This is a genomic window from Novipirellula artificiosorum, from assembly GCF_007860135.1.
Taxonomy (GTDB): Bacteria; Planctomycetota; Planctomycetia; order Pirellulales; family Pirellulaceae; genus Novipirellula_A; species Novipirellula_A artificiosorum.
In genome coordinates this window covers 682,989-700,858 of sequence record NZ_SJPV01000003.1, presented here as the reverse complement: position 1 = coordinate 700,858, position 17,870 = coordinate 682,989, and the positions used below count along the sequence as shown (strand labels likewise).

The following is a 17,870-nucleotide window of genomic DNA, read 5'->3' as shown; positions in this document are numbered from 1 at the left end:
GTCCCGTCCGACTGGATCCCCTTGCGGCGACAAAGCTCAACGCACGATCTATCCGAAAGTCAGGCGGCAAGCTCAACTAGCAAGTTGAGCTTTTTTAACGCCTGACCATCGGATAGATCGCATTTCGTTATCCGATTGAAGCTATGAAGGAAACACACAGTCAAGACGTGGGTTTCGGGCACACAAATCGGTGAATAGTCTCTTCCGGGACGCCTGTTTGGCACCGGGCGTTTTGCGGCGCGCGTGCAGCTTTCTTAAATGACGACCTTCTCGAGCCACGCGAAATACTTTGATTGAACGAAATGCAGGAACTGATACGCCAAGGAATTGCTGGCTGCTTCTAGCCGCGATTTCGGCTATCGCTGTTTTTGTCGCCGTTTTCGTTGTTCTTGCAAGCGAGGAGGACGTGGAGAGCAACAGAAAGAAACGCGACCCGCTTATTCCTGAATCTGTTTCTGGGCAATGGCTTTATGGTTCTTACCACGTCGGTATGAACGGAATCGAAGCCGTTCCTCAAGAAGTGCGTGTGATGGGGTCAATTCCACCCATTGAGGGGTCTGTTCCAGCTAAGTACAGGGATGGACTGTTTGAAGAAATCGTCGATTCCTCACGTGATCGAACGGCTGGGTATGTTGGCTATCCTGACGGATTCGCTTTTAACAAGGTGCCGATGTGCTATTCAAGTTATTCGGGCAATGGGGAGCTTCAGTGGATGGTACATGGAGGCCTACACAAAGGCACGTTGTCAGCCGGAACATTCTTGGAGGGGGTCCCCAACGACGGTTTATTCTTGTTTGACACGGATACGATGAAAGTCATTGTGCAACCTGATATCTCTCACTACTTTGAGGGACGAGATTTGCCACCTCCGCTGGGTCTTGTTGAATTGATCAATGGTAGAGTCGTTGGGATGGTCTCTCTGGCAGACACAGAGTCCAGCAAGCTTGTTGACCAATATCTTGCGACAAAACCAGAGATTCGTAATTGCCTGCACACTGAAAACCGTTGAACGTGCCACCCACGCAGCAACAAAGAGCTGTAGCGTTCAAATTTGGCACCTCTGCAAAGGGTATCGGAGAAATGACTGCATTACCACTAGCTTCCGGTCACTTGTTGCGTTGGAACTACATCCCCGCAACACTTTGCTGGATTGCGTCGCTGGCCTACTTGGCACTTTTCTGCCTTCATGCCTGGGCCTCGTACAAGGCGTCATGGGATTTTGAAAGCGTTGAATTGCTGCAGGTGATGGTGATCGGATACGCTTTGATCGGTACGATCCTCTTGATTGGTTTCGGGCTTTCGATTTGGCTTGGCTTCAGGGCGAGGCAAGGTAGGTGGAAATTTGCCTTGGGGATGCTGATTCTTTCCTATGTTGTTTTTCACGCTACTGCTTCAACCTTCGTGTCATTGGTTGAACGCCTTGCAAATTCCTAGATTGACGGATAACAAACGCAATCGGCATAGGGGCCACATTGCTGCGTACCCCTGCCACACCACCTCAGCATGCGGGTCCGCATACGGCGGTTACTTCGAAAATGGAAATCAATCCCTATCATCCCTTTGCGGCTGAACAAGAGACTAAATCAGAGCCCATTTTTCATCGCAGGGGCATGGTGTTCTTCGTGGCTTCAGCAGTCATCGCTCAATACGTTTCCGTTTCGTGGGGGATTGTCATTCCGTTGGTCCTCGGCTCCATCGGAATTCTTTTGGGCATTCTGGGCCATTTACCGGGAACGCGATGGAAGGAATGATCGATTATGATTCCTGTTTTATTGCGGAAAGCTTAAAAGGTTCCCCGCCAGTTGCCACTCAAATCCTGTCAGGACCTTTTGCCTTCCCTAGACGTCTCCCATGCAGAAAGCCAAAGCGGTGAGCCCTCCATCCATTCTTCGGTTCTTTTTCCTGCTCACTCCGAATCTCGATGCCACAGAGACGGCAGAGTTGTGGATCCTCGATTCCTATGGTGGATTTGAGATGAAACACACGAATCTCCCAATGCTCATCACACTTTTGTTGGCGATGTCGATCACTTCGCCAACTCATGCCCAATCGGAGATGAATTCGTCCGCGCCCAAAAATCATAGCCAGCCCCCTTGGTGTTACGATTGGACCGGCTGCGAGTTTGAGGATTTGCGTCCTTCAACCGTTACGGTTCCTCCCATCACTCGCACGCACCCTCGGATCGTGGTCACGCCCGAGGAGTTGGTGAAGATCAAAGCCGATATCGCTGGAAAGCTTGAACCTCGCTTTTCCTCTTGGCAGCGGCTCGAGCCCCAAGCCCAAAGCTGCCTCATGCAAGCCGTTTCCGCCGCCTATACCGGGGAAGACACCTTGCAATTTATCAAGCAAGCCGGCCGGAGCATGAGAAACCTGGAACTGCTGGTCATGGCCTACCTGATCGACGGAGATCCGGCGTATGCGGCGAAAGCGAAAGAAATCTTGCTGACCTGGGCACGGGCGACGCCCCTGCCCGGGTCGACACCGACGATCGAGTATCGCTTTCCCAACGCCGGGATGGATGTGGCTCGGGGGGTGATCGGATTTATCTATGCTTATGACGTGCTCTACGACGATCTTACGTCTGAAGAACGGATCGAGGTGGAGACATGGTTCCGGTCGCTGCTGCCCATCTTTTACACGGGCATCAAACGTTGGGACACGGCTTGGGAGCAATGGTGGATCGCCAAAGAGACGCGAGACTGGAAGCCAGCCAAAGATCCGAACGAGCCGACCTACTTCAACGCACAGTACTATCAAAATCATCTCACGGCTCATGCGATGGGCATTTTGCTGGTGGGTTATGCTGTGGGAGATCGTGGCTTGGTGCAGTTTGCCGTGGATTGCGAAGAGAATCCACGCGACATGATTGAACTGATCAACGGGATGATTTTGATGAAGGACAAACCGCCTTTCTATCGCGATGATCCGGGTCCCCATCAGGACGGGGAAATTGCCGATCGTTACCGCCACGTGCAAGGCAAGGGGCTGGGTTATGCGATGCTCAGCTTTGATGAGATGTTGGTAATGACGGAGACGCTCTATCGCAATGACGTGGATCTTTATCAATACGTCGGGGCTTATGGCGAAACCATGGAATTGCCATTCACGTTTTATGCGGATTTCTGGCGACTCGGGGACGGTACGATTAAAGGAGGCTACTACTCCGGAGAACGCCCCAGTGGCGAATCCGCAGCGGGTCGATATGAAATCGGTAACCAACGCTACCCCGGCAATCCCGAAATCGAGGCGTTCCTGAAATCGGTTGATCGCGCGGCGGCCGATCCTACGGGCCTGCTCTGCTGCCCGACGATCATCAATGGGAGCACTTTCAAGGAAAGACCGATGAAGAACAAAATTCCATGATCTCCTAAGCTTCTGTAGGAACGCGGATCGTCATTCTCGCAAGCGACGACGGCGCCCAGGTTCCTGTCCGGCCTTGCTGCTCTTGCCTTGGCGTTTGGTTGTCGGCTCGCGATCGGGGTCGTAGTGAGGATTTGGAACTGCGGGCTGGGCACCAATCTCTTTGAGATGGGAATCCAGGCGTTGTGCCAGTTCGGTTGCCCGATCTGGACGAAACTCCGACAGGTTCTTCTGCTCGCCAATGTCCTTTGAAAGATCGAACAGGCGGATTTCGCCGGTTTCGTCCAGCCGGATCAGTTTATCGTCGCCAAGGCGGATGGAGGAGTGTGGGCCATCTCCGCCTTGATACCCGGGCCTCGAACAATGAGCGGGACGCGAATACCGCCTTCCCAAAGCGAACCTTTGCCACCCTGAACCGGTCGTGGTACGCCTTTGCCTCCACCCCCGCCACCGTTGTCCGACATGAAGACGACATAGGTGTTGTCCGCGACTGACAACCCAGTCCAATCTTGGTCGTCGGAGAGTAGCAATAGAAAATTCGGACGGCGATCTGCGCTCTCTGCCAAGGTTGGGGGCGGTACGGTCTCGCTCGCATCCACTTGCGTCCCGCTCTCGCCAGGTTCGTTCAATCCAGGTGTCAGTGTGTACGAGTAGGCCGTGGTCGTGTCCGAGCCGTTACCATCGCTGAGTAAGAAGTCGACGATGGCTTTCTTGGGAGAGATGGCGATTCGCAGGCAGCCTGAACCAGAAAGGAACTCTCCTGTTTGATAGCCGTAGTCAGTAGCCATTCGATGGGCGTTGCCGGCGCTGCTGCCACGCGACTTCATACTCGCGCGTTGTTTGGAAGCGTGTCCAGGTTGGGGGACAAGCTGGTAAACGACGCGATCGCGCTCCTGCCGTGCGAAGAAATGATCGTGACCGTGAAAAAGGACCGACACGCCATTGTCAACGAGCAGATCGTGGATCGGCTTCTCGAACTCGGCTCGGTGCTCATGGAAGGTGTCAGTGCCATCAAAGTCATGCCCTCCCCATTCAAAGAACGTGGCGGCTTCCGCGCCGCCACGTGCCGCTTCATCACCACCGCCAACCAAATTATGGATGAACACGAACTTGAACGCTGCATCGCTCGATTCGAGTGTTGTTCGCAGCCAATCATACTGTTCACGCCCCAACGTCCACCGCCATCCTTCCTCAACCGAACGTCCTCGTGAGAGCGTTGACCAGAATGGATCAAGGACGATGAGATGTGCATCGCCCCATCGCCAAGCATAGTAGTTCTGCAAGTATCCAAGGGCCGGCGTCTTGGTTGCGTTGCCCGAGTAGAACGTATTGGGTACGGGATTTGGAAACAACTGCGTCCGCATGCGGTGCGACCAAGCCGAGATATTGTCCTCTCGAGGGGTAAACAGCCATCCGGTCTCGCCGTCGTGGTTTCCCAACGTCAGAAACAACGGCGCCGAATGGCAGAGTCGTCCGAAGTAGTATCGTTGTGCAAAGTATTGGGCTTCGGCATCGCTGTAGTTCCGTCCATACTTGTCTGTCATAAAGGTGTCGCCAAGATCGATGTGGAAGTCGGGCTTGGCCAGCGAAGCGTGCTTCAGGGTTTCGAGATACACCTTCGAGTCGGTCGGTTCATCGAGGTGCGAGTCGGCCTGGACGGTAAAGCAGAAGGGTTCGCCCGGGGGACGTTGCGTGTGAAATGTGTACTCGGGTGTGGTTTCAACCCACGGTGTGCCTTGGATCTTGTACCGAGCACGGTAGTAGTACCGTGTGTTTTGTTGAAGTGACGCAAGGAGCAGATGTAGGGTGTCGCCCTGTTTGCACTGCTTGTAGGGCGTCCGGTCAGAGTATTCGCCGCGAGTTGTTCCATGCTCGATGCTGACTTCAAGCTCTTGGTGCGAGGTCACAACCACCGTGATACTCTGGTCAGTCGGACGAGCGAGTGTCACGTCGAGCAACCGCTCTGGGACATCGGTATGGAATAGGTGTTCTGACTCTTGACGGTTCGAACCCTTTTGCGGTCCTCCTTGGCGTCGCCCGCCGCCTGCTTGTGCAAATGCGGGTTGGGCATCCGGCAGGATGGATGACAGCAACAGGGCGACTAGGCAAATGAATAAGAATTTGCAGTGTTTCATAATGTGTTCCTGTAAACATCAGTGCAACAACTTGAACGCTCACGGTTCGGCAGTAACTACCGACCGCCTGACTTTGGTGGGGCGTAATCCGAATTGTTCGACGGAGCGATGTCAGGATCGGCGACAATTCGACCTATTCGCTCACGATCCGATTTGTCAAACAACTCGCTCGCCACAGACAGCAATTCATCGAGCGTGATCCGCTCGTCGGCGTCCCGGTCGATCTCGTCACTGTGCTGCTTGACAAAACCGCCCATCGTGTGAGGAGCCTCTCCGTGACCGCCTGCGTATTCGTCCGACGTCAGCATTCCGTCTTCGTTTCGGTCATACATGGAGAAGACGTCGCGACATGCCCGCTGCAACTCGGTTCGTTCAAGAAAGCCATCGGTGTTGGCGTCCATCTCGGCCGCATGAACAACAAGCCAGGGTTTGCGATTCGGGTCACCGCCTCTCGGGTCGCCTCTTTGGCCGCCTTGATCGCCCCTCGCTTCACCCCTCGGTTCGTCCTGCGAAGCTCCGAGTGGTATCGACAGGATACGAGTTCGAGCCGTCACGAACAGCTTAGATTCATTGTTGATCAGGCAGATGTTCGTCGGCCGTTCGGGTGTCTCGAAAGTACGCAGGCGTTGACCGGTCGAATCGAGCATGACGACGCCTTGTTCCGCGAGATAAAGGTTGCCGTGTGAGTCGAGAGCAAGTCCATCGGCCCCGATGTCAGCGAAGAGCGTCTTATTCGCCAAGCTTCCGTCCGACTGAATCGCATAGCGATAGGTCTTGCCCGCCCCCTGGTCGGTAATGTAGAGCGTTTGGCCGTCCGCCGAACCGACAACTCCGTTGGGTCGCACGAGATCGTCGGCAACGCGGATCACCGGCTTACCGCTGGGTGGGATATGGTAGACATGCTCACCGTCCTGAGTTTTGGTTCCTTGGCCATAGAGCGGATCCGAGAAGTAGATTCCGCCGCTGGGGGCAATCCAAAGATCATTCGGCTTGTTGAATCGATTGCCATTGTATGCTTCCGCAAGCAAAGTGAGCGAACCATCCTGGTTCATGCGTGCGACACGCCCGAGTTCTCCCTGACAGAGCACGAGCCGTCCGGCTGCGTCGATTGCGAGACCGTTCGCTCCTCCCGATTTTTCAAGCACAACGCTCAGTTGGCCATCGATGTTTCGCCGATAGATGCAACCTGCTCGAACATCGGTGAAATAGACGTTGCCTGAAGCATCAGCGACCGGCCCTTCGGTGAACTGAAATTGCATTTCTGGATTCAGTACAGGGGTGCTTTGATTGGGGCGCTGCCCGCCGCTTTGCGCACCGCCTTGTCCGCGAGGACCTCGCTGTTGGGGCGGCTGTCCGCCTTGGCCGGGCCCGCGTCGTCCTGTCGGTTGCATGTCGGACTGTCCCGGCACGGGGCCACGCCCTGGCGGAATCGTCTTGATCACGCCTTGCTCGGCGAGATCTGTTAGCCGGCCGATTGGCTTGAGTTCTCGCCCACTCAATGCTGGATGATCGGCACCGTATCGATAAGCCCGAAAGACGGCGTTCGACATGGGAAAGGCATCTTTCAAGACTCGGACGACGCCGTCGGTCGTCACCGGGTTGATGTATTCCCAAACGACTTCGGCCTGTGGGGTCACTTCGAAAAAATGCCCTTCGGTCATCGAACAGATCAGCGTGTTGCCGTTCGGCAGCCGTTGTGCGCCAGAGCCGATGTGGCTGAAGAATCCTTGGTTGCTGCGGGAGTAGTACATCCAAACGATTTGGTTCGAGACCCATCGGGGCGTCTTTTGTGAGTCGCGGTTTGGATGCTCCCAACGGAAGTACCCGGCGTCGGGCGGATTGACGTACTTGCCCGTCTCGCGGCCCTCGTGGTCGAGCATGCCGTTGATCTCGAGGATGTAGGACTGGGGAGTCCGCTCGAACAGGTACTGGGCGTTGTTGAAGATCAAGAAGTTACCCGCTCCGGGCAATCCCTCATCGATCCAGTGGATGTCGTGTGCTCCGCCGATCTGCTTGTGGCCCGTGGTGGATTGTGTCCAATCCGGAAGGATCGACGGCGGGTCGCCCTGGCCATAACGGGCCGGATCCCCGAACCGATAGCGGAAGTCACCCTTCGGCCCGGCAGCCAAACGCATGCTCGCATCCGGATCACCTGCAACGAAGGTGCCGTCATGATCGATGACGTAAAACTCACCTTGCACCGAATTCGTGACGACGTAGCCAAGCTCAGGATTGTAGTCCAACGAGTTGCAGTGAAGCCAATCTCGTTTCACAGGTCGGCCGGGGATGTTCACGTCAATTCGGTGCGGATAGTCGGCGACCGTTTTGCCTTGGCCCACGTAGTTCGGCTTCGTCGGATCAACGTCTTGAATCGTGTGGTCGAAGAACCGCCATTCCCAGATGATGTTGCCCTCCATGTCGATTTCCACGATCGAATCGAGTTGTGCACCGTCATAGGGACCATGAGCCGGATCACAGCCGACGTCGATCGCCTCTTGGTGCGTAATCATCCGATTCGCAATGTAAAGCATGGTCGGCTTGTCCAACGCTTTGTTGTAGATACGCACCCAATCGTGATGCGGCGAGTAGGCTTCGCGCCGTTCGTCGTAGGACCAGACGACATTGCCCTCCCAATCCAGTTCACGAAATCCACCAAAGCCGCTTGGATCGTCTTTGGAGGCATCCAGTAGGTTGCCGTTATCCAAGAATTGCGGCGTCGTGCCGATCGGCCACGTGTTGATGACCTGGCCTTCCATGTCAATCAGATAGCTCTTCCCGCGAGCGGAAAAGAGTGTGTACCCGTTGTACGCGCGGTCCTGGTCCCACTGGATCGTTTCCGTTGGTCCCTGAAGCGCTTCGTGGGCCAGTGCGGCGCCGGTTGTCAGGCATATTGCGATGATCGACAGAATGGTGTGTTTCATAAGAGTTTCCTTGTAGCGGAGACCTTAAGGCGTTGTGAACTAAAATCGACTTGCGTTGACCTCCCACCGGGTATTGGTATCGATACAAGTCGCGGATAGGGATTCTGGCTCCCTTCGCCCCCGTTTTCTGGGGGAGAAGGGCTGGGGATGAGGGGGTGGCGGCAGCGTGATCGAGCCAAGAAGTCGGTCCGCAATCGGTGTGCGGAGAACCCCTCACCCCCAACCTGGCCTGACGAATCGGTGTTGAGACGTATCGAAAAGTTGGCCGCGCGTTCTGGGCCCTCCCCCTCGCTGCGCTTGACCCCTCCCGCGAGCGGGAGAGGTGGTGTACCTCGCCCTTTGGGAGAGGTCGAGCGCAGCGAGGGAGAGGGTTTCTTGGCACCCAATTGACTTGCTCCGTGCAATGCTAACGACCCCGTGCTTGACCACCGGGCCGACGTTGTTCACCACCGGGCCGACGCTGTTCGCCACCTGTTCCACGATGCTGCTCGCCAACTTGTTCACGACCTGCCCCGCGTCCCGGGCTTCCACCCGGTCCAAACTTCCTTTCGCTACGATCACCGGTCGGTAGCATCGGAGCGCCGATGGGTTGCTCAATCACTTGGCCCGGTGTCAACGACTTGCCAACCAGACCGGGATAGTCAGGGGCATAACGATGGATCTTGAACACCGCATTCCATTGATGTCCACGGTGATCGGTTCCCGGCTCGCCGTCGGCCGCGAGGATGCCTTCGCGAACAACCGAGTTTGCATACCGCCACACGATTTCACCCTCGGGGGTAATTTCAAGGAAGTTGCCGACGCATCCGGCACAGATCAGCGTATTGCCATTGGGCAATCGATGGGCGCCTGAAATCTCCGACGAGTAAAACGCCGTTGGTGGATCCGCTCGGTACTCCCAAAGGATTGGGGCATCGAAGCTGGTATAGCGTCCCTTTCCATCGACCGGCGTTTTGATCTCGATCACACTTGAAAAACCGCGATCCAACCCATTGTTGAAGATCAGCATGTTGCCTGCGCCGGGACAGTCGTCCGGAATCCACTGGGCGTCATGCTGCTGGAACAATTGGCGGTCCTCGCGTTTTCCATTCTTGTGCGCGACCGGGTTGCCCCAACGCCACAGAAGATCTCCAGCAGGTCCCGCTGCTTCCTCAGTCGTCGTCGAGTGATCGATGACCCAAATCTCATTGAAGCCTCGTGCACTGAGGACGATCTGATCGAGGTTGGCGTTGTAGTCGATGGAGTTGCCATGATTCCAAAAGGCCGGGATTCCACGTTGCGAGCCGTGAACGTCGATCAACTCTGGATGCTCGGAGACGTTACCGTAGTTCGCCTTCGTGGAATCGAAGTCCTGGACCATGTGATCCCAAACATGCCATTTCCAGACGATTTCGCCGGACTTGGGTCCGGTCTTCTTCACTTCGATGATATGTTCGGGGAACAAATGGCCGTCACGAAGTGCGCGAGCGTCAAAGCCCGCATCGATGCATTCCTGCTGGCTCTTGTACTCAACAGCCAGCATCAGCACATTCCCATTGGGCATCGGTGCGATGTCATGATGCGACAGCACTTTGTCGGTGGAATATTCGAACTCCCAGACCAAGTTGCCTTCCCAGTCGTACTCTTCCAGTCGCCCACCTTCGCCGCCTCGCGTGAAGTTGCCGTTCTTTGTGAAGCAGCAGTGCAGCAGATGGCCGTTCTCAAGCAGATGGACTGACTGCCCGGGCTCGTACTCGGTATCCCAACGATTGACGACGCGGCCTTCGTTGTCGATCAGATAGACCATGGTGTTGTGTTTCGGTGCGAACAGCGTGTAACCCTTGAAGGCTCGCGTGTCGTTGATCAACAATCCAAGCGTTTGGCCATCGGCACGAACTTCGTCGTCGCCTGGGACCCCGTGGCCAAGATCGACACCGGAGCTTTCCAGCAGTGAGGGTCGCAAAACCGTTTCGGGCTGCCGAGGTGGCTGCGGTCGAACGGCGACTCGCGGAACGATGCTTGCAACCGCAAGACCCTCCACCGACCGAACAGGCCGAAAACCGATGTGATAATAGCTGTGGTTTGGATCATCGGGACCGCGATAGTACGAAGGATTGCGATTCGAAACACGGCCATGGCCCCATTGGCCGTTGAACCAACTGCCGCTGCGAAGCACGCGATAGGTGTTGCCGTCTTGAACCGGTGTTCCCGCCATGGGGCCCATTGGATTCGCGGCGGGACCATCGGCATAGTAGTCGCGGTTGTACCAATCGCCGGTCCATTCCCAGACGTTGCCTGACATGTCGTAGAGGCCGAAGCCGTTCGCACCGTCAGCCGTCTGGTAGGTCGCTTGCGAACCCGGCCAATTGAACTCGTCTTTCGTCCTTGTCGTACCGTTGTAGAAGGCGACGGGCGTTGTCCAAGGATACGGTCCGGTCTCATAGGGGTCGCCGGAATTCGGCCAGTTGACCCGACGTGTATCCGGTTCGTCCCCCCAAGGAAAGATGCGATAAGTCTCTGTTAAACCACCGCGTCCGGCATACTCCCATTCCGCTTCGGACGGCAGACGGTAGCCAATCTTCGCGAAGTCGCATTGCCAAGTTTGCGTGTCATAGCACGTATCCCATCCCTCTTCTTCGCTGAGCCAATTGCAATAGGCCGCTGCACCGTGCCAGCGGATACAAACAACCGGGTGCTTATCTTTGCCCGGTCGCATCACGAATCGCCGCTGATCACTTAAAGCGATTTGTGAGGCATTGTCCGATTCAAAGGTGTCGCAGAAAACCGTATTGGTGCCCGCTTGGACAACTTGTCCTTCACGTAGTTCAATCGCCTTGGCGGCCAGTCCGTCATTCAGAAAATCGCAGTACTGCTGATTGGTTGTTTCGGTGACTTGCATATGGAACGAACTGATCTGCACCGTGTGAATGGGCACTTCGTCGTTGCGGTGTTCTTGGCCGCCCAGATCGTGATGGTCGCCCATCTCGAAGCTTCCTGCCTGTACAAGGACAAAGCCTTCTGCTGACGAGAGCGTCGTCATTTTTTGCGGGTCATCGCCCGCAAACGGAACTGCTGCGGCAGGGGAATCAGGACGCGGTTCACGGGTTGACATTGGACCGCCCGCTGGCCGTTTCCCCTCTTGCCGAGGGCCCCCCTGCGGTTGTCCGCCCTGACGCTGCCCGCCTTGCCGTTGGGCAGCTTGCCCTTGGTCGCCGTCTTCCGGTCGCATCTCGTCACGGGAGAGGTTTCCATCGCCATTCTTGTCGAGTGCCTTGAGCGAGGTGACCGCGTTGGCGATTTCACTTGCCGATAGCTCACCGTCGCGGTTGGCATCCAAAGCCAGAATGACCGGATTTCGAGATCCGCCCCCGCCTTGCCCCTGGCCCCCGCCTTGCCCCTGGCCCCCGCCTTGCTTCTGACCACCGCCTTGCTTCTGACCACCGCCAGGACCTCGCATGTCATCCGCGCGGCGCGCGCCGCTACCTTGGCCTACCCGGTTTCCTTGTCCCTGCCCTTGACCCGGTCCCTGCTGTCCGGCTTCCCTTCGGATTTGCGGACCTTGTTGTTCCTGCTGCGCATTGGAATCACGCTGATACGGATCAGGCGACCGAAACTGCCCATACGCTGTCAGAGTCAACAGCCCAGAAAAGACGCACGCAATCGCCATGGCGTGAACCGAATTCTTCATCGTTCAATTTTCCTTCGAGTTGTGAAAGCCAGTGGAGCGTGTTGTGGAGTCACATCACGCCGATCGAGGTCGGTTGACGGAAATTGCGCTGCGGAAATCACGAGAAGACCGAGCGCATCGGCGAATCCGACAGGGTAAAATTGCGGTTTCAACGCCCAATCTCCTTCGCATTGCGATGACCGTCGAATCGGGCCGAACCGTCCGGTCCGACTCGGGTCATGAAGCTTGTAACGCGAAAGCAGCGAGGAAACCTACAGCTACGGCGTTTTTTTTGTAGAAACATTGGGTGGCCGACGGGGGTTTCACACGCTGGGCGTTTGATGCCGATTAACGGAAACGGTGTCGCCGAGTTATCAACGGGGCAAACTACATTTCATGTCATACACCTGTCCTGCAACCGACGAACTCAGTCGACGACTCAGCCGGGGGGATCGCCATGCATTGGCCGATCTCTTCACGCTCTATCGCGACCGTTTGGAGCAGATGCTGCATTTTCGAGTCCCCGCCCAATTAGCGGGTCGGCTGGACATCGACGATCTGCTTCAGGAATCCTACCTGGCCGCCGCGAAGAGGATCGCCGCCTTCGAGCATTCAGGTGAGCATAGCCCGTTGGTCTGGCTCCGCCTGATTACGCTGCAAACGCTGACGGACCAATGCCGTCGCCATTTGGCTGCACAACGTCGAGATGCCGGACGTGAACTGTCGATCCATGCACGGATGACGATCCCCGGCGCAACGAGCGCCTCGATGGCCAGTCTCCTGATCGGCCAGTGGACGTCACCAAGCGGTGTGGTTATGCGAGCCGAGGCGATCCAGCAGCTTGAGGATGCAATCGATTCCATGGAACCGATCGATCGCGAGATTCTTGCGCTGCGTCACTTCGAAATGCTCAACAACAAGGAGACAGCCGCTGTGCTTGGCATCACGACGGATGCAGCAAGTATCCGCTACGTTCGGGCCATTCGCCGTTTGAAAGAGATCTGTACTGATGAGTGTCCCGAATCCAAACCGTAGTCCACCCCGTATCGAATCGCTAGCAGAACGTTTCATCGAACAATTGCACGACGATGAATCGCCCACGATTGAGGGGTACGCTGGGGAGTACCCCGCACTCGCTGATGAGATTCGCGAGCTGTTTCCGACGATTCTGAACATGGAGACGTTGCGTCGCCACAAATCATCGGGGCGACCCATTCCGGGCCATCATGCCGAGCGGATGCCAGACAGCCTCGGCGATTTCCGAATCATTCGGGAAATCGGTCGGGGAGGAATGGGGATTGTCTATGAAGCCGAGCAACTCTCACTGAGACGTCATGTCGCTCTCAAAGTCTTGCCTCGTGGCTACTTCAACAATCGTGTGCGACGAGACCGATTTCAACGTGAAGCCCAGATCGTCGGACGATTGCATCATACGAATATTGTGCCGGTTCACGGTATTGGCAGCGACGAAGGGTACGACTTTTTCGTAATGCAGTACATCGACGGAGTTTCGCTCGACCAATTGATCGCTGTAAACAAGGCGATCGGAGAACGAATCGACTGGCAACGCGTTGCTCGATTCGGAATCCAGACTGCTAGAGCGATGCATTACGCTCACGAACAGGGCGTGCTTCATCGGGATATTAAGCCCGCAAACCTCCTGCTGGGCTCGGACGAATCGAGTGAACACGAACGCGTTTGGATCGCCGATTTCGGATTAGCTCTTGCCTTGGAGAGCGATGCCGAGCGCAGTGAATCCGTTGGAACACCAGGAACACTGCGGTACATGCCGCTCGAACAGTTGGAAGGACAACCGACTGCGCGGAGCGATCTTTACAGCCTGGGGCTTACGCTCTATGAACTGCTCACGGGTCGTCCTGCGTATCAGGACTCGGTGTCATCTCAACTGCTTGGACGCATCCGGCAAGGCGACATCACGCCGCTGCGATCGGTTGATACCAACCTCCCCCGCGATCTCGAAGCCATCCTTCGCAAGGCGACCGACAAGGAGGAGCTTCAACGCTACCACACCGCCAAAGACTTGGCAGATGACCTTGAACGATTGCTCAGCAATCGCCCGGTACGAGCTCGCCGAATTACGCCCCTGGGGCACGCGGTTCGTTGGACGCAAAGAAACCCATTAGCTGCTGCGCTTTCATGCATTGCCGCTGTTCTGTTTATCGGCATCATCACGGCAACGACCCAAGGCTATCTTTCCGCCAAGGCCGGCGAGAGACGGGAAGCCGCGATGCGGCAGAGCGAACAGGAGCAACGGCTGCGTGAAGGCGAACAAAGGCGGCGAGCGGAAGCGGCATTAGAGGTCGCCATCAAGTCGCTGGATGAACTGTTCTCGCAAATCGAATCGAATCGTCGACCGGGACAACGCCTAGCACCCGAAGAAGCACAAAGCATGCTCGCGGCGATTGAACGCATGTTGGCTTTCTACGAGCAACTCGCCGAGCAAGGACAAAGCGGACCAGAGTCTCAGATTCCCATGGCCGAAGCGCTACGACGCATGGGCGATCTCCAACGCAGCTTACACGAGTACGAGGACGCAGAGTCGACTCTTCTGACGGCGATCGCTCTGCTCGACCGCCTAATCGAGGACCGTCCCGACCAGGCCGTCGCTCAAATTCAGCACGCTCGAGCTAACTACACGCTTGGCCGAGTCTATCGTGACACAGGCCGACTTGACGAGGGCGACGCCCTGATTCAGCTCGCGATCACGGAGCTGGAGGATCTTCCCGACAATGCACCTCAGCGTCGCCACCTACAGGAACTACTCAGCCGATTTCGGAGAGACACCCCTCGCGCTGCTGGTAAGTAGCCGTTCACGATACCTGCCTCAAAGCCCTGGCTGGGTCACAAGCCGCCACTCCTCGCAGTCAATCTCGCTTATAATCGTGTCTTCGTTCCTGACGCCTGTTTTTCCGATGACACCTTACTTGCGCCACCGTTCGGCTTTGCTGTGGCGACGAACCAGACTGGTGAGCCTTATGATCCAAAAGATCCGATTGACGACCATTTTCGTTTTTTGTGGCTTCCTGCCATTGGCGGTTGTTGCCGCTGCTGAACCTGATGAAGTGCCGGCCGGTGAAGTCCATGTCTACAAGACTTCCGGCGGCAAGCCTCAGCAGATGGAGGTCTACGTTCCGCCCGAACACGATCCTGAAACCGAGAAAGTTCCTGGATTGATCCTTTTCCATGGCGGTGGCTGGGGCGGCGGCGACCTGACTCAGTTCCGGCGGGCTTGCCAGTACTTCGCCAGCCGGGGGCTCGTTTGCGCCACGTCGAACTACCGGATGTTAACGAAAGACGAGGCGGCTGCTCTGCCCGAACGAGACATGCGGAAGGCGGTCTGTGTCACCGACGCGAAGAGCGCGATTCGCTGGTTCAAGGCCCAGGCCGGCGAATTCGGCATCGATCCAAAACGGATCGTTACCGGGGGTGGTTCCGCCGGAGGGCATGTCGCGACCCTCGCTACGTTGAACCCGGATCTCAACGACCCGGGGGATCCGAAGCACACCGATGTTTCGGTGGTGGCTTATCTGCTTTTCAATCCCGCGTTTTCAAAGAACACCACCGACTCGGCGATCGATCCACTTCCGCACCTGAAGCAAGACATGGCGCCCGCGATCGTGTTTTTTGGAACCAAAGACCACAAGTGGCTTGAAGGCTGGAACGCGGTCTTCACAAAGCTCGTGAAACTCGGAAACACGACCACGGAGGTGCAGATGGCGGAGGGTGAGGCCCACGCCTTTTTTAACAAGCCTCCCTGGCAGGACGTGACCCTGCGCGCTGCAGACGAGTTTCTGATCAGGCAAGGCATTCTCGGCGGAAGCCCCACGATCCAGCCGCCCACGACGGGCGAAGCCCTGGTGCCGGCCGCAGATGTAGAATGATGCGGCTGTTTTCACACGCAAGCAAAACGGTGGAAGGATTAACATGAAGATCGTAATTCTTTGAGTCCGCATCTCCCTGGTAACACGAAGCGAGCGCACTGCGTTATATTTTTGCTTGCGAATTCCGATCACCCCTTTACTTCTGACCTAACGCAAACTGCGGCGTTGCGCCGGCCACATCACAACCCGTATTTCCAGCCCTTGAAAGTATCCTCATGATCAAGCAACTCATTCTTTCGCTTCCCTACCTCGCTCTGTTGGCTTCGCCGTTTCTTGCCGGGCAGGCCTTGGCAGAGACGCCCAACGTGATCGTCATCATGGCGGACGATCTCGGTTACGGTGATCTTTCTTGTTACGGCGCGACGTCGCTCGAGACGCCCAACATTGACCAGCTTAGTGAAGAAGGCTTGCGATTCACCAGCGGTTACTGCTCCGCTTCCACCTGCACACCGACGCGTTATTCCCTCCTGACGGGAACTTATGCGTTTCGCGGAGAACGCACGGGCATTGCGCCACCCAATGCACCGGCCATCATCAAGCCGGGAACCGAGACGGTCGCATCACTGCTGCAGCGAGCCGGATATGCCACCGCAGTCATCGGAAAATGGCATCTTGGGCTGGGGGAAGAAAGTGGCCCTGATTGGAATGGAGACCTGAAACCGGGGCCGCTCGAAATCGGATTCGACACCTGCTTCCTGTTGCCGACCACCAACGACCGCGTGCCTCAGGTCTATGTTCATGATCACCGAGTTCCGAATCTCGATCCTGCCGACCCTTTATGGGTGGGGGACAAAATACCGAGCCCCGATCATCCCACTGGAAACTCGCATCGCGATACGCTGAAGATGGACTGGTCGCATGGCCACAATTCGACGATCCATAACGGGATCAGCCGGATCGGCTTTTATACAGGCGGTCACGCCGCCCGTTTTCGGGATGAAGACCTTGCCGACAAGTGGGTTGAAAAGTCCGTCGAATTCATTGAGCAGCACAAGCGCGAGCCCTTCTTTCTGTTCTTTTCGTCGCATGACATCCACGTGCCTCGGATTCCGCACGAACGGTTTCAGGGAAAGACGTCGCTTGGCTTCCGCGGTGATGCGATCATTGAACTCGACTGGTGCGTCGGCGAACTGATGAAGACCCTCGATCGGCTGAAGTTGGCGGAGAACACACTCGTTGTCTTTTGCAGCGACAATGGGCCCGTGTTGGATGACGGCTACAAAGACGGAGCGATCGAGAAGATCGGCAACCACCGCGCCGCTGGCCCCTATTCGGGCGGCAAATACAGCGTTTACGAAGGCGGAACCCGAACGCCGCTGATCACACGTTGGAAAGGTCGTATTCAGCCGGGGGTGAGCGACGAACTTGTTTCGACGATCGATCTCGCGGCGAGCCTCGCCGCACTCGCCGAACAACCCCTTCCGAGCGATGCCTGCCTCGACAGCTTCAATGTACTCGGTGCTTTGTTGGGTGAAGACGATGCCAAAGGCCGCGACCACCTCGTCCAGCAGGACAACGGCAGCAGCGGAACCTTCGGCCTGCGTGTCGGGCAATGGAAGTTGCACCGCTATGAAAAGAAGACTGCCCGTAACGTGGTCGTCGAGACGGAACTTGCCAATACCAAGGTGCCTGCGTTCCAGCTGTTCAACCTCGAAAAGGATCCAGCCGAAAAAACGAACGTGCTCGATGACGAACCGGTCGTCGCCGAACGTCTCAAGAATCAGCTCACCGCAATCATCCAGCAGGGCCGTAGCCGCCCGTGAACCAAGGACCGTTCGGAAAGAGCTATGATTGTTGAATCCTTAGAAGAATCTGCGGGTACGTCATTCGATGACCCACAGATTCTGCGGAAGAGCCGAGAATCTTGATGTCTCTCCACGGAGAATGCAACACCCAAGTTCGTAAA

The 17,870-nt window shown here is 56.4% G+C and carries 11 protein-coding genes; 8 read left to right on the top strand and 3 right to left on the bottom strand.

The window, feature by feature from the left end; translation table 11 throughout:
• The first annotated feature begins 289 nt into the window (after nucleotides 1-289).
• The 4 genes from Poly41_RS12425 (at nucleotide 290) to Poly41_RS12410 (ending at nucleotide 3,363) form a co-directional block, all read left to right on the top strand.
• Nucleotides 290-1,009 carry a hypothetical protein gene (locus Poly41_RS12425; RefSeq protein WP_146526476.1) on the top strand — a complete coding sequence of 240 codons (720 nt, stop codon included), beginning with the start codon at nucleotides 290-292 and terminating at the stop codon, nucleotides 1,007-1,009.
• A gap of 2 nt (nucleotides 1,010-1,011) precedes the next feature.
• Nucleotides 1,012-1,434 carry a hypothetical protein gene (locus tag Poly41_RS12420; protein WP_146526475.1) on the top strand — a complete coding sequence of 141 codons (423 nt, stop codon included), beginning with the start codon at nucleotides 1,012-1,014 and terminating at the stop codon, nucleotides 1,432-1,434.
• Between the two features lie 101 nt (nucleotides 1,435-1,535).
• Entirely contained in the window at nucleotides 1,536-1,751 is a 216-nt protein-coding gene (locus Poly41_RS12415; RefSeq protein WP_146526474.1) for a hypothetical protein, read from the top strand.
• Nucleotides 1,752-1,851: 100 nt separating this feature from the next.
• Nucleotides 1,852-3,363: an alginate lyase family protein gene (locus Poly41_RS12410; protein WP_146526473.1), complete on the top strand. Its 1,512-nt coding sequence runs from the start codon at nucleotides 1,852-1,854 to the stop codon at nucleotides 3,361-3,363.
• A 290-nt stretch (nucleotides 3,364-3,653) separates the two neighbouring features.
• On the opposite strand, the gene Poly41_RS12405 is transcribed toward Poly41_RS12410, so the two are convergent.
• The 3 genes from Poly41_RS12405 to Poly41_RS12395 all read right to left on the bottom strand — a co-directional run bounded on the left by Poly41_RS12405 (nucleotide 3,654) and on the right by Poly41_RS12395 (nucleotide 12,083).
• Entirely contained in the window at nucleotides 3,654-5,495 is a 1,842-nt protein-coding gene (locus Poly41_RS12405) for a metallophosphoesterase family protein (protein ID WP_146526472.1), read from the bottom strand.
• A 56-nt stretch (nucleotides 5,496-5,551) separates the two neighbouring features.
• The gene (locus Poly41_RS12400; RefSeq protein WP_146526471.1) at nucleotides 5,552-8,416 is read right to left on the bottom strand and encodes an SMP-30/gluconolactonase/LRE family protein; all 2,865 of its coding nucleotides are present in this window, start codon (nucleotides 8,414-8,416) and stop codon (nucleotides 5,552-5,554) included.
• Nucleotides 8,417-8,822: 406 nt separating this feature from the next.
• Nucleotides 8,823-12,083: an SUMF1/EgtB/PvdO family nonheme iron enzyme gene (locus tag Poly41_RS12395; RefSeq protein WP_146526470.1), complete on the bottom strand. Its 3,261-nt coding sequence runs from the start codon at nucleotides 12,081-12,083 to the stop codon at nucleotides 8,823-8,825.
• A 375-nt stretch (nucleotides 12,084-12,458) separates the two neighbouring features.
• Between Poly41_RS12395 and Poly41_RS12390 the strand changes: the two genes are divergently transcribed.
• The 4 genes from Poly41_RS12390 to Poly41_RS12375 all read left to right on the top strand — a co-directional run bounded on the left by Poly41_RS12390 (nucleotide 12,459) and on the right by Poly41_RS12375 (nucleotide 17,727).
• A complete protein-coding gene (locus Poly41_RS12390; protein WP_146526469.1) occupies nucleotides 12,459-13,097 on the top strand; it encodes a sigma-70 family RNA polymerase sigma factor in 639 nt (212 codons plus the stop codon).
• Entirely contained in the window at nucleotides 13,072-14,889 is a 1,818-nt protein-coding gene (locus Poly41_RS12385; protein ID WP_146526468.1) for a serine/threonine protein kinase, read from the top strand. Before Poly41_RS12390 ends, Poly41_RS12385 begins: the two co-directional genes overlap by 26 nt.
• A gap of 169 nt (nucleotides 14,890-15,058) precedes the next feature.
• Complete coding sequence (locus Poly41_RS12380) at nucleotides 15,059-15,964, top strand: alpha/beta hydrolase (RefSeq protein WP_231615623.1); 906 nt, start codon at nucleotides 15,059-15,061, stop codon at nucleotides 15,962-15,964.
• Between the two features lie 215 nt (nucleotides 15,965-16,179).
• A complete protein-coding gene (locus Poly41_RS12375) occupies nucleotides 16,180-17,727 on the top strand; it encodes a sulfatase family protein (RefSeq protein WP_146526466.1) in 1,548 nt (515 codons plus the stop codon).
• Nucleotides 17,728-17,870 lie beyond the last annotated feature (143 nt).